This is a genomic window from Chloracidobacterium sp. (assembly GCA_015075585.1).
Lineage (GTDB): Bacteria > Acidobacteriota > Blastocatellia > Pyrinomonadales > Pyrinomonadaceae > OLB17.
Genome location: JABTUB010000001.1, coordinates 401872 through 416015 on the forward strand (window position 1 = coordinate 401872; position 14144 = coordinate 416015).

A 14144-nucleotide genomic window follows, 5' to 3' on the forward strand; every position below is an offset into this window, starting at 1 on the left:
GGCCGCCCGAAGGCGGCCCCGAAAAGCATTAAGCCAAGTTTGTTGCAGATCAGAATACGAAGCGGAATCCGAAGCGGAATGAGCGACGGCCCTGATATGCGCTTGGGCGGCCATACAGGATATTCCTATTCGAGCCATCCGCAGTATTTGGATTATTGAAGGTGTCAAGGGCGTCATAAAAAGGCCCCATCGCGCCCGTTGCTATTGCCTTCTCAAACGCGATCGTGTCAGCGAATGTACCAAGGCCCGGATCGTTAGGTCCGTCCTGGATCCAGCGTCGGGGGTTGAGTGCCGTCACCGCGTGCTGATTCCACAGATTGCCGATCGTGAAGTCGCCGGTGATCTTGTACTTGCCGTCACGGCCTAGTTTGTAGGTGTGCGACATGCTGAAATCGGTCTGAGAATACACAGGAGTGCGTCCCATGTCTCCACGTTTGGTAAAGACCAGATACATATTCGAACCGTTCAGGACATCTACTGCGGTCGTCTGCGGGGTTCCGCCCTGGATGACCTGATAGAACGAGAACATGGTCTCATTCGTCTTACTCTTGAACCAATCAAATACATAGGAGCCGTATGCCTTGAATACATGGGTCCTATCGGTTGCAAGAGGTCCGCTGTCGGGGCCGCCGTGGGCGCTGTAACCGGCAACTGACCAGTCATAGAAACGGTTGACGCCCGGATCGGAGCGGCCGGCATAGTCGCCGTTCATATTCGATCCTGAGTCGAAGTAATCCGAATTCGCCAAGCCTGAGTAGTTGCCCCACAACCTGCTCAGTGTGTAGTTAGCACTGAAGAAGTAGTTGTGGCTGAACCGCTTGGTGATATCGACCTGCAATGCGGTATATTTGCGTGTCGGTTTGGCAGCTGGAGGATATCCGAGTTCCTGCAGCTGTTCAGCCGCTAACCCTTCACCCGGGTTGCCGATCGTATAATACGAGTCCTGACCATAGCCGACATCATCGACCGTGTGAAGGATATCGCGGCGATCGAAGTGGACACCCAAAACGTATTCCTTCCAGAGCTCGGTCTCGAAGCCAACGGCAATGCCGCGTTGTTGGAACGGTTTCAGGTTCGGATCTACGCCGATCAATGTGGTTCCGGTCAGGCCGAGGTCCGAACAGGTTCCGGTCGGGTCAATGCCGCTCGAGTCGGCACAACCGCCGATACTCGAGTCGGGACGATAGTTGTGATGCCAAGTCGAAATACCGCCCGCCGTTGACGGATTGCCGTTCTTGAACGGATTCCACGAGCCGTAAAGCAAAGCACGCGTGTAGTATGAGTAGAGCGGATTCGCGGCCAACATCGGGAAGAAATCCTGATAATAGTACGCTCCGCCGAACGAGCCGATCGGCATCTCGAACTTCATTCGATCCGAGAAAATACCGAAGCTTGCATAGATGCGTGTTTTGCCGTTCCCGAACAGGTCGTAGGCTGCACCAAGTCTTGGTACGGTTTTTCTGCCCCACGGGATCTTGATCGGATTTGTGTTCGATGAGAAGGTCGAGAATGACGGCAGGTTCTCGGTCTCGCTGCGGACGCCCAGATTGAGCGTCAAGCGGCCGATCTGCCATTTATCCTGCACGAACAGTGCCTGTGTCCGGTTCGAGCCTTTTGCTCCTTCGCCGTAAATGACCGCCACGCCGTAACCGACGCAGTTGGCTGAGCCGCCCGGACACGGAGCATTTGGCGAAGTACGTCCGTAATACAACGTAATATAGTTGATGGACGATTCGAGGATATCAGCCTTGATCTGAGCGTACTCATAACCTGCCTTCAAGTTATGCCTTCCGAATCCGTGAAAGAAGAAACTTGCATCGAGGTTGAACGTGCTGTGTTTGGACGCATCGCGGACGATGCCGCCGATCGACGATTGACTGCGGTAACCGTAGGTGCAGCCTGCGGCTCCACTCTGGTACGCCGGAGCATTTGTCGAACCTGCACAGCGATATTGAATACCTTCACCGGTCGCGTAGCTGCCGGGTTTGCTGTTCAAGAAATTGTAGCCGTAACGGCCGTTGAGCGCGAACCAGCTCTTCGGTGCCCATGTCATCTGGGTATTGAATACCAGCGACGGGCTGCGGCCGCCTTTGAGGGCGTACAGTTCAGGGCCGGACGGATATCCGGCCTGATAAGGCTCGATCGCGTCAACCGCCTGTGAACCGTACGGGAACAGGCCGTCTTGCTTGAACGGATTCCACAGGTATGACGTGAAGCCGTTCAGGCTGTTGAACAGCGAGTAGTCGAAGCGGCCCATTGCGTACTCGTAGCTTTGCTTCGCCTTGTAGGTCTCGGTCGGTGTGGACGGATAACCGGGCGTTCCGATCTTCGGATCTTGGATCAGTTCGCCGTCGGGCGTGATCGTGTAGTAATGGATCACACGCGTTGCTTTGTAGCGTTGAGGCGAGTAGATCCCAAAGAACCAAAGATGGCGCTTTACGATCGGGCCGCCAACTGCGATCGTCGGGTCAAAGGCAAGATACTTATCCTTTTCCGGCGGCGGGAGCGCAAAGAGTCTTTGGGCGCCGTTGCCGTAATCGTATGTATTCAGCGGCCGGCTGTAATTGCCGCCAAGTTGAAGGCCGGACGGAGTGAACTGCGCACCCACTTCGCCGTGAAACTGGTCGGTGCCTGATTTTGTAACGACCTGAATAACGCCGCCGCTGGCTCCGCCGTGTTCTGCTTCAAAGCCGCCGGTTTTGATCTGAACCTCTTTTATAAGAGCATTCGGGATGTTCCCGCTGTCAACGCCGGTATCATTATCATCAAGCGTTCCGTGCCGGAAGTTCGTGATGTCCTGGCCGTCGATACTGAAAGTGTTTTCCGCCTTGCTCGCACCGGCGACGGTGAAGCCGCCGATCAGCCCTTCGCCTCGGGTTGCAGGGTTAAGTTTAAGAACGGATGAAAAGCTTGTTCCGAGGGGGAGCTTTTCGATAAGGTCAGAGGTGATGTTTGTCTGCACCTTGCTGTCCGTTGCATCGACGACCACGCCGAGCGGGTCGCCGGTAACTTCAACATCAACAGATTTTGTGATGCCCAAGGTGATCTCGACCGCTGTGGTCTTTTCGACAACGACCACTGCATCCGCGGTCGTTTCGGCAAAGCCGCTTATCGGTGCAACTGTAACTGTGTATCGTCCTGCCGGAATACGGTCAACACGATAGAAACCGTTGGAATTAGATACCACGGTTCGGTTAAATCCGACGTCGGCACCCTTTACCGTAACTGATGCGCCGGGAACAACCGCACCGGCCTGATCCTTAATGACACCTTCGATAGAGCCGGTCGTTACTTGGCCAAAAGCGTATGCGACGGCCAGCAGGGACACGAGCATTACCGAAGTGATGAATTTCAGCTTATCTCCCATTTGAATCCTCCTTAATTGAATGTTGAAAGACGGTCGTGAAACGCCCGTAGAGAGTGTGAACTGGCGTTATTGTGTTAGTTTTACGCAAATTTGACGCCAACTATCAGGAAAAATGATGATTACGCCAATTTTTCAATATGACTTAATATTAAAGGCATTTTCGTCTCCGTAGATCGGGTTTCATGGGTACGAATAAATCCGAGTTTTCGGATATTGTTCAAATATTTGTATGGAGTGGCCCCACGGGATCCGGCTTTTGCGAGACATCTTTTTTGGCGATCTGCGGCCAAAAAAGCGCTCGATCGTAAAAAAATATGAATTCTCGTATTTTTGTGCAGAAAATCAATTCCGAGTAAATAGAAAGACAAACCTTACTGTCAGCTAAATTGCTGTGAAATAATGACTTATGCGTTTTTGCAAATTCCGCAGAGTTGTGGCTTTGTAATTGCATTGAATTACCTCGAATAAATGCCTCGATTGGCTTTTAGTCTTCAACGAAAACTACTTTCAAGGAGTAAATAATGAGAAACAAGATCACGCTTATTTTTTCAGTGCTCGTTCTCAGCTTTGCCATGGTCGCTTCGACCTTTGGACAGGCTGTTTACGGTCGCATTGAAGGTGTGATGAAGGACACCAATGGTGCCGTCATTCCCGGTGTTACGATCACCGTTAAGAGTGTTGGTACCACGGCGGGCTACAACCGTACGCTTACAACCGACGGTCAGGGCTACTTCATCATTCCGAACGTGCCGCCGGGCAACTATAGCGTTACTACGACAAAGGACGGTTTCCAGTCGGAAACGGTTGGTGTTACCGTAGCGCTTGACCAGGCTGCCTCTATCAACCTGTCGCTTAAGGCAGGCGGCGGTAACGTTGGTGACGTTACAGTTACGGGCGACACTGATGCCGTGACGATCGACCCCACCGACTCGAAGATCCAGACCAACCTTACGCAGAACCTGTTCAACGCCCTTCCGAAAGGAACGACGTTCACGTCGCTGCTCAAAGCGGCCCCGAACGTACGCGGTGAGGGCCTTGCAGGCGGCTTCCAGATCGACGGTGCGTCGGGTTCGGAGAACGTTTGGGTCATCGACGGACAGGAAGTTACAAACTTCCGTACCGGCGTCCTGAACTCCAACAACAACCTTCCGTTTGAAATGATCCAAGAGGTTCAGATCAAGTCGAATGGTTTTGAGGCCGAATACGGCGGTGCTACCGGCGGTGTTATTACGGTTGCTACCCAGGGCGGAAACAACGAATGGCACGGCAACTTCGGCGTCTCGTGGAGGCCGCAGCGCTTCCAGGGCGGTCTCAACCCGATCCTCAACCGCTGGGGTACCGGCGTTGGCCAGTATGAACTCTTCCGTATGACGAAGGATGGCGGCTTGGCCAGCTATCCGGTCGCAAAGATCAATGGCCCGATCGTCAAGGATCGCCTTTGGTTCTCGACCGTTTATGCGCCTCAGATGTTCAACTACACGACGGATCCGCATTTCTACACAAGTGCAAATCCCAACACGCGTGTTGACACAGGCAGCCAGCGTTTCCGCGCAAAGCAGACCACGCAGGAAGCTTTCTTCCGTATCGACGCTCAGCCGTCGAATAAGGTTCGTGCTTATGCAACGTACCTTTGGAATCCGATCTCGGTAAAGGGCAGGTTCATCGATTCATCATACGGCCTTACGAACCCGACATCCGTTAGCTTACCGAGCGGCATGGTCAGTGCCAATGACTTTATGGCGACGCAGGGCGGCCGTACGAACTCAAGCGGTATCAACGGCCAGATCACATGGACCCCGACCTCGCGCTTCGTCATCAACGCCCATGCGGGGCAGACCTTCTTGAATGAGAAGCTCGGTTCGTATGGCATTCCGAATCAGACACGTTATATTTGTCACTCGGCAAGTATCTTTGCACCTTCCACAGGTACGGCACCGGGCGGTACGCTTATCACGACTGCAATGGCCGGCTGCGGATTGAACTTCAGCAATATGCCTTCGAACTTCCAGATCGCATATGACGTTTCACGGCGTACGCTGGTTGATGCGGATGCTTCGTATGTCGGTGTTGACCTTGGCGGCCGCCACAATTTCAAGTGGGGCTGGCAGTATAACCATATCTCGAACAAGACCGATCAGGGTTACCGGGATACCGGTGTAATGGTCCTTTATTACGGCCGCGACTGTGCTGACCTTGGCTACACGATCAGCCTTCCCGATGCGGTCGGCTGCGGTTACCTCCAGCGCTTTGCCACACGCGGCAAGGCAAGCAGCGCGAGCAATGCTCTCTTCGTTCAGGATTCTTGGACGATCGCAAAACGCCTGACGCTCAACCTCGGCGTCCGCTTTGATGCAGAGAACGTTCCCAGCTTCAATCCGTCGAATCCCGGTATCAAATTCGGCTGGGGTGATAAGATCGCTCCGCGTCTCGGTGTCGCTTTCGACGTCTTCGGCAACGGTAAGACCAAGATCTTTGCGAACTACGGTTGGTTCTATGACCGCTTTAAGTATGAACTGCCGCGCGGTTCATTCGGCGGCGACTTCTATCGCAGAGACTTCTTTGACATCACGATGGCTCGCGGAACGCTTTACACTGCGTACACTTTCGCGAACGTCCTCGGCAGTCACCCTGATCCGATCGCCGGCAACTGCCCCGGAGACGGTATTCCCATTTATCCGCCGGGATACTCAAGCTGTAACGTTGACTTCCGCGTACCGTCGAACGGAGGCCTCGGCCTGTTCGCCGGTGGTGCGGTCGATCCTAACCTGAAGGCCGCTCGTCAGAGCGAATACACCTTCGGTGCACAGCATGAGTTCTTCCGTAACTGGATCGTCAGCGGCCGCTTTACGCACAAGCAGGTCGATCATGCGGTCGAGGATACAGGTCTCTTGACTGCAACAGGCAGCGAAGCTTACATTATCGCAAACCCGGGCGAAGGCCTCGCATGCGACACTGCTAAGGGCTTCGGCTTCCCGTGCACCAAGGCGGTCCGCCGCTATGATGCGCTCGAGATCCGTGCCGACAAGCGTTTCGAGAACCACTGGTTCTTTAACGCCAGCTACACCTGGAGCCGCCTGTTCGGTAACTACTCCGGACTTGCAAGCTCTGATGAAGGTGGCCGTACCAGCCCGAACGTTGACCGTAACTTTGACCTGCCTTACATTGAATATACACTGTCAGGTAAGTCGAACGCCGGCCGTCTTCCGACCGATCGTCCGCATGTCTTCAAGGCATACGGCGGTTATGAATTCGAATGGAGCAAGACCAACACTACGGCGGCCTCGTTCTACACGACAGCTCAGTCGGGTGCTCCGCTTTCGACTCAGGCGAACTTCATCTTCAGCACCACTCCGATCTACATCTACGGACGTGGTGACCTGGGCCGCAGCGCACCCATCTACTCGACCGACCTCAATATCGATCACCGGTATAAGTTCGGCCGTGACAACCGCGTAACGGTTCAGCCGTACATCAACATCATCAACCTGTTTGACCGCAGGTCGATGACGTCGAAGGTAGGTACGATCACTTCTTCCACGATCAGTGGCAGCGTACTTACTTCCGGCGGATGCCCTGTAGGCCGTTGTACCGACTTCGATACAATTCAGCAGGTGCTCTTCAGCGGCAGCGGCGAACTCACCGGTTACTTCAACAACTGGCTTAACGCCAATCCGACCGCTCGTACGTACAATACGTACAAGATCGCTAATGGCTGGACCGCACCTCGTGAGGTTCGCTTCGGTATTCGCCTCTTCTTCTAAAGATATTCTTTAGAGGTTACTTTGCCCGTCCGCTTAACGCGGACGGGCTTTTTTATTCTTCGGGTCCGGGCGAAAAGCCGTGGAAAACCCGTGCGGGCAAATGAATATGTTCCGATAGCTGACTGTCCGGCGAACCGTTCGAAAGGCAAAATGAAAGGCCGCCATTTTCAGGCGGCCGATCCTATTTTACTGAGCTGATGCGTCAATTCGTCTTAGGCAGTGAACGCCAATGTTTGATCTGCTCCTTCATTTTGGCACGATCTGCATCGGCGAAATTGCCGACCTTTATCATCTGTTCAAGGCTGTCGGCCGCCTTCTCGAACTGCTTTGTTTCGCTGTACAAAGCCGTAAGCTCGCGAAAGACCTCAACGTTATTCCCTTTGGTCAGTTTTTTGGCCTCGAGCAAGTTGGTCTCTGCATTCTTATAATCACGCTGCATACGTTGCGCAGACCCGAGATACAGATAAACCACGCCCGATGCCGGGGCAAGAACTGCCGCCTGCTTGAGAGCAATGATCGCCGCCGGATAATAATGCAAATTCGTGAGCGACACGCCGAGCATATAGAGCGTCTTGCCGCTCTTCTCGTATGCTTGGACAGCCCGCATCAGAAGTGGTGCCGCATGCTCATAATCCTTCTTGTCGTAATAGATCGTTGCAAGTCCGTTATTGGCGAGAAAGTACTCGGGAAATACAGCAAGAGCCTTTTCAAACTCCGGTATGGCTTCGTTGAACTTGCCCTTTTTGACAAGTCCGGTCGCGGCTTCATACGATTTCTTCGCCGCCGGCGGTATCTCTTGCGCGACTATCACTTCGGCCTCGGCCTCAGCAAGCGTACCTTTGCGCGGGCTTAGCGTAAAGTCGAGCATTTGATAGGTGTATCCCGGCCTGTTTGCATTCTGCGAAATGGTGGTTATGGTCACCATCTGCGTTTCTTCGTCAAAGTCGTAGCGGAAAGGGAGCACGCGTACATAATAGTCTCCGTCGCCGAGTCCTTCGAATTGATATCGCCCGACCCCGTCGGTCATGGTGTGTCCGATCATCGAATGGTATGAGTTCATAAGCTCGACATCGACCATGGCGAGGCCGTTACGATGCATATCATAGACCGTACCGGCAATGGTGCTGCCCATTGCGAACGAAGCACCGGCGACGACCAGCACCGAGACACCGATGAGGCGCAGCATCTTAAAACTGAACATATTTTCCTCCTGTCGGCCTCTATTTCAGGCCTTGAAACTCTAGTAAATGGCCCATTTTCTCTTTCTTTACGCGAAGATAATGAGCCGCGGGCTGTTCGGCGGGAACCTCGATCGGCACACGCTCGACTATACGAAGCCCTGCGGATTCGAGGGCCTTCAATTTATCGGGGTTATTGGAGATCACCTTCACCTTGCATAGCCCGAGGTCGAAAAGTATCTCTGCACACTGCAAATATTCACGCTCATCGACACCGAGGCCGAGCCGTTCGTTCGCCTCGACCGTGTCGGCGCCCTCATCCTGCAGGGCGTACGCCTTGATCTTGTTCAAGATACCGATCCCGCGGCCTTCCTGCTGCTGATAGACCACCGCACCACGCCCTTCTGCATTGATCATTTCAAGCGTCCTTTGAAGCTGCGGCCCGCAGTCGCACTTGATCGAGCCGAAGACATCGCCCGTCAGGCATTGCGAGTGAATGCGCACCAGCGTAGGCGTTTCGGCGTCCATTTCACCCTTGTATAGGACGACAAACTCTTCTGTGCTGTTGAGCGAGCGATAACCGGCGATAAAAAATTCGCCGAACTTCGTCGGCAGTTTCGCGGTCGCTACGCGTTCGACAGAGAGGGCCTTTCTTGACCAAGGACAATCCTGCCTGTCCGTTCTTATGACTTCGTCCTGCATATTCATCGAAAATTATAATTCGAAATTCGCATTATTGCTATTAGAATTTGATGTCCGAAGGGGATCGACGCAATACGGCAAAAAGCCGGCGGAACCCGGCCGCCGGCTTTCGTCGCTGATATCAATTTCCGCTCTACCGATCGTTTTCTTTATCGTTGTCGGCCTTTTCTTCGTCCTTGTCGTCCGGATCGTGCTCCTGATGAGCAAAGACCGCGGCATCGGTTCCGCCCAAAAGCCGTGAGAAAAGGCGGCTGATCGCCTCCGAAATTCGGGCAGGTGCGGCCTCAGGAACCGTTGCAGGCTCGGCCGATGTTTCGGCAAATGCGAGGTCGAGGCGTATCAGTTCGACTGAGATGTTCCTGCAAAATCCGCAATCCGCAAGATGCGCGACGACAGGCTCGGCCTCGCGGAGCGTCAATCCGCCTTCGACAAAAGCCGCGAGGGTGTCTTGATCGAGATGCTCGTCAGCGGCAAAACGGTCGGACGAATTTGCAAGCAGAAAGACTTCCAGCAATCGCTGAAACCTTCGATCCGTCGCTGCTATTTTTTCTTCGTTAGCCATTTTGTGCTACCGGCCTCCCGAATGAGAGACGCCTTCCGCCGCAACTTTTTGCATAATAATTTCCTGCGGCTGCTCAACCTTCATACTGCAAGCTGCGTTGATATATCACCGCCGGCAAGGTCATCACCCGCCAGGCCGACGCAAATATCGATCTCCTCCTCAGAAAGCTCATGTGCGCCTTTCAATTCCGCTCGAAACTGCGAAAGGACGCGTGCATAACTCTTTTCGAGCCAACGCATTACTGTCGATTCGTGAATACGTGCGGCAGGGGCTGTCTGTCGCGTTTGCGAGCGGCGTTGGAACCACTCGCGCAGCGGCGATGAAGGTTCTGCCGCCAACCGTGCGATCTCACGAAGCTTGAGGCCGTCAACGTGATAGTAGGCGAGCAGCAGCTTTTCGTGAGCATCAAGTGATGAAAAGGCCTTGGCGAGCGAAGCAACCGTCACTGCACGGTAGCGCTCTTTTACAAGGTCATCGAAAGCCGCACTCTCGCCGCTGCTTTCGAGTGCGAATGCCGAATGGGCAGCACCTTCGCCGACACTTTCGACCATTTCATCAAGTGAGACCTCATCATGCCCGGCTCTGTGCAGATCGACGATCGAGTGCCAGATCACGGTCCGCAGCCAGCCGCGCAGCGTGCCGCGACCGCTGTACGTGGCGAATTTTGACATCCGCTGGCCGTCAACGACGCGTGTGCCGTACAGCTCAACATAAACAGAATCAACAACTTCGGTTGCGTCGAGATCTGAGCTTGCCAGATGCCTTGCCACGCGTTCCATATACGCCCGGTGCTGCTGGTCGAACTCCCACCACGCGCGCTCATTGCCGGCCGAGCAACCGAGAGCGAGAAAAAGGTCGCCATTCTGGAGATTTGCAAAGAACTCATCGATATCCGCAATTGTGAGCGGGCCTTCTGATGATCTGACGAGATATTTTGCGATCGTTTGCCTAATGCTTGCAGCAAACTGCCCGCGCGTAACGCCGAAGTTCGGAGCCTCCGCATGACACACCTCGAATGCAGTGCCGGTCAAGGCATCAATGTGCTGCTGGATGTCCGGTGTCAATTCCACGATCACGCGTATTATAGCCGTTATGAGAAGATTGCGCCTAATTCTTAGGCAGGGTTAGGTGCCGCCGAAATGTGGAGCTTTTCGTCGGAGTACTGTAATTGATAAAGCCGCCAATAGAGGCCCCGTGCCGCCAGCAGCTCGTTATGCGTTCCCGATTCGCGAAGTTCACCGTGGTGCATCACCATTATCCGATCGCAGGTTTGCACTGTCGAGAGGCGATGTGCCACGACGATGGACGTTCTGCCGGTCATAACACGCTCGACGGCTTGTTGGATGAGCTGCTCTGTCTCGGTGTCGATCGAACTCGTTGCCTCATCCAAAATGAGTATCGTCGGGTCAAAGGCAAGCGCACGCGCGAACGAGATCAGCTGCTTTTGCCCTACCGAAAGTCCGGCGCCGCGTTCGCGCACCTGATCGCCGTAGCCGCCCGGCAGTTGTTTTATAAAGTCGTCGGCATGAACTTCGCGTGCCGCCCACTCTACTCGTTCGGTGCTGATCGACGAGTTGCTGAGGCGAATATTATTCTCGATCGTGCCGCTGAAAAGAAAAACATCCTGAAGGACGACCGCGAAATTCGACCGCAGACTTGCAAGATCCCATTCACGCACATCAATGCCGTCCACGAGGATGCGGCCTTTTTGGATATCATAGAACCGCATCACAAGATTTGTGATCGTCGTCTTTCCCGAACCGGTGTGCCCCACCAAAGCGACGCTCTCGCCTACGCTCACCTTGAAAGAGACATCGCGGAGCACCCAATCCTCGCCCTTGTAGGCGAACCATACATTCTCAAATTCGATCTCGCCAGCAGCCTTGCCGCTTTTTTCGGGCCTCTCGGGCGATGTTATCTCGATATCGCGGTCAAGCAGGATAAAGATCCTGTGCGAGGCGACGATCGCCGCCTGCAGGACGTTGAATTTATCCGAAAGGTCGCGTATCGGCTGAAAAAGCTGGAGCGAGTATTGAATGAACGATGCAAGCACGCCGACCGTCAGCCCGGCACCTGCCGCGGACCAGCCGCTGAGCGTCTCGGCACCGAAGGCAAAGATCACCATGGCGATGCCGACGGCGCCGATAAGATCGACCATCGGATAAAAGATGGCGTAGTAAAAAATGGTCTCGATATTGGCGTTGCGGTACTCGTCGTTGATATCACGAAATCGGGAAAGGGCCTTCTTCTCCGCATTGAAAAGCTGTACGGTCTGCGCTCCGGAGATGTATTCCTGCAGAAAGGCGTTGAGCTTTGCATTGCGTGTCCGTACGAGATCGAAGCCGTGCCGCGCGCGTTTACGGAACCAATTCGTCGCCGTAAACAGCAGCGGCACTGTGATCAGCGACACTACCGCGAGCTTCCAGTCGAGCGCGAACATTATCGCGATGATCGCAAAGATCACGACAATATCGCCGAGCACATCGATCACGCCTGATGTGAACAGCTCATTCAATGCGTCAACATCGCTCGTAAGCCGCGTCATCGTGCGGCCGACGGGATATTGGTCATAATACGCGACCTCCTGCCGCTGTAGCTTTGAGAATATCTCGCTCCGCAGGTCGTACATCACACGCTGCCCGACGTTGTTAAGCAGGATCTCTTGTGCGTAGGATGAGATAAAGCGGAATAGAAAAACCCCGAAAAATGCGGTCGCGAACCACCAGATGCCGTCGGTTCGGCGCGGCGTGATGAAATCATCGACAGCCATCTTTGTAAAATACGGCTGAAGGCTGATGAGTATGTTCGTCAGCAGCGTGCAGAGAAGCGCCGCCACCGCATAGCCCCAGTAAGGCTTCAAGTACTTTAGCAGGCGGCGTGTGATCTTTAGATCATACGTCTTGCCGATCGCATCTTCCTCGTGATATTTCCGGATGGCTTCCGACACTACGAGTGTAGATTTTAGAGACTGCCGCCTTGTTTCGCAATCAGCTTAACAAAACGCCGCCAACGCGATAACAAGACGATGGGAACGCAATGCCAGACGCGGATCAATTTTTGTGAATATGTGATTACCGGATCGCCAGAAGATCTGCGCGCCGACTGACTCACTTGCCGCTGGCGGGCATTACGAAGCACTTCTTGGCAAGCACGAATGTACAATGCAATCACAACCAGTCCATTGATCACACTGGCCGTCCGCTATTGTTAAGCCCTGTTGACGGCTTTCGTTCCGCTCAATCCGTGTAAACAACCTTGCCATTATCTTTTGCCCAGTTCTCTGAGAAGCCTACATGAGAAATTGAATTACTACTCCTGTCCAACTGTCTTTCAGTTTCTGCAACTAACACTTTCGGCTCAATTTCGTAAATGACTTTTATCTTCAAAGGGTTGTCCTTGTAGAAAACTGCGAAATAAATTTTTTGATTTCTCCAGATACGGTAAAGAGATTTTTCTCTTTCTTCCTTCGGCTCTTTAAACATCCGGTCAAGTTGTCCTGAGCCGCCCACATAACAAGAAAGATATTCATATTTAATGCTTGGGTCATTGGGGTCACACGCATCCGCATCACGTTTGGAATGAATTAACTCATGCCCCAAAGTTTCAGCGATAATCATTTCTTTAACAAGTCCGGGTTGCAATATATTTGGGATGCCAATTTTCAAAGCAAGTTCTTGTGCTTGAATTACCAACTTAATTATTCTTCGAATGATTTCTTCTTTCATTTGAACAAATTGTATTCTTTCTCTAATTCAATTTGATGAACTCGTTCTTTGGTGATAGCAATGTAGTTGGGGTTCAACTCAAAGCCGATAAAATTTCTATTAAGTTTCTTACACACGGCAAAGGTTGTCCCAACTCCTGAAAATGGATCAAACACGACATCACCTTCGTTTGAGCTGGCTTTTACAATTCGTTCAATTAGCTTTTCTGGTTTTTGTATTGTGTTTAGAAGTTCCCTACTGATAAGCTCTCTTGATTTATAGGTAAGTTGCTTAATGTCGCCCCAAACATCACCCGGATTCTTTCCGTCATCGTTGAATTTAGTTTTTCCGTATTGTCCGTTTGTAACAGAAGGGACTTTCTCACAGCGTAAACGATGTTCGAGTTCTACTAATTGAGCAACACGAATATCGTCAAGATTGTATGTCTTTGCTTTGCCCTTTGTGAAGTAAGCAATCAAGTCGTAGTTGTTGGTATAATTCAATCGTCCTTGTGCAAGTCGGCTTGGTTGATACCAAATGATTTTTCTGTTCAATGTCAGGTAAGGGCGGTAGTCAATAAAATCTATGCAGTTGTCTTTACCAAACAGATACAATGCACCACCGGGTTTAAGAACTCTTGAAAAAATCTTGATCAGATCAAGGTTGAATGTTTGAATGTCAGTTACCTTATCCCACTCATTTGTAGTTACTCCGTAGGGGCCGTCACATACGATCAGATCAACACTATCGTCGTGAAGTTTATGAATAAGATCACGAGTGTCTCCTTGGTAAATTTTGTTTAGTTCCATACGACAATTTTAAGGGAGTTCTTACCTGGTCAGTCGAAAACCAGGAGAACTTTTCACATTT

General features: G+C 52.6%; 9 protein-coding genes. 1 reads left to right on the forward strand and 8 read right to left on the reverse strand.

Annotated features, from left to right (window positions below; translation table 11 throughout):
- Positions 1-49 precede the first annotated feature (49 nt).
- On the reverse strand, positions 50-3367 hold the full coding sequence (locus HS105_01805; GenBank protein MBE7515336.1) for a TonB-dependent receptor: 3318 nt from the start codon (positions 3365-3367) through the stop codon (positions 50-52).
- 521 nt (positions 3368-3888) lie between these two features.
- Between HS105_01805 and HS105_01810 the strand changes: the two genes are divergently transcribed.
- Complete coding sequence (locus tag HS105_01810; protein ID MBE7515337.1) at positions 3889-7128, forward strand: TonB-dependent receptor; 3240 nt, start codon at positions 3889-3891, stop codon at positions 7126-7128.
- 202 nt (positions 7129-7330) lie between these two features.
- On the opposite strand, the gene HS105_01815 is transcribed toward HS105_01810, so the two are convergent.
- From HS105_01815 to HS105_01845, 7 genes are all read right to left on the reverse strand, one after another.
- A complete protein-coding gene (locus HS105_01815; protein ID MBE7515338.1) occupies positions 7331-8329 on the reverse strand; it encodes a carboxypeptidase regulatory-like domain-containing protein in 999 nt (332 codons plus the stop codon).
- 19 nt (positions 8330-8348) lie between these two features.
- Positions 8349-9008 (reverse strand): GTP cyclohydrolase II, encoded by a 660-nt coding sequence (gene ribA, locus HS105_01820; protein ID MBE7515339.1) that lies wholly within the window; start codon positions 9006-9008, stop codon positions 8349-8351.
- Positions 9009-9141: 133 nt separating this feature from the next.
- The gene (locus tag HS105_01825; protein MBE7515340.1) at positions 9142-9570 is read right to left on the reverse strand and encodes a hypothetical protein; all 429 of its coding nucleotides are present in this window, start codon (positions 9568-9570) and stop codon (positions 9142-9144) included.
- Positions 9571-9650: 80 nt separating this feature from the next.
- Complete coding sequence (locus HS105_01830; protein ID MBE7515341.1) at positions 9651-10640, reverse strand: hypothetical protein; 990 nt, start codon at positions 10638-10640, stop codon at positions 9651-9653.
- A gap of 44 nt (positions 10641-10684) precedes the next feature.
- Positions 10685-12517 carry an ABC transporter ATP-binding protein gene (locus HS105_01835; GenBank protein ID MBE7515342.1) on the reverse strand — a complete coding sequence of 611 codons (1833 nt, stop codon included), beginning with the start codon at positions 12515-12517 and terminating at the stop codon, positions 10685-10687.
- Between the two features lie 289 nt (positions 12518-12806).
- Positions 12807-13295, reverse strand: a complete 489-nt coding sequence (locus tag HS105_01840; GenBank protein ID MBE7515343.1) for a hypothetical protein — start codon at positions 13293-13295, stop codon at positions 12807-12809.
- Positions 13292-14083: a site-specific DNA-methyltransferase gene (locus HS105_01845; GenBank protein ID MBE7515344.1), complete on the reverse strand. Its 792-nt coding sequence runs from the start codon at positions 14081-14083 to the stop codon at positions 13292-13294. The genes HS105_01840 and HS105_01845 overlap by 4 nt, the downstream gene beginning before the upstream one ends.
- Between the last annotated feature and the right edge of the window lie 61 nt (positions 14084-14144).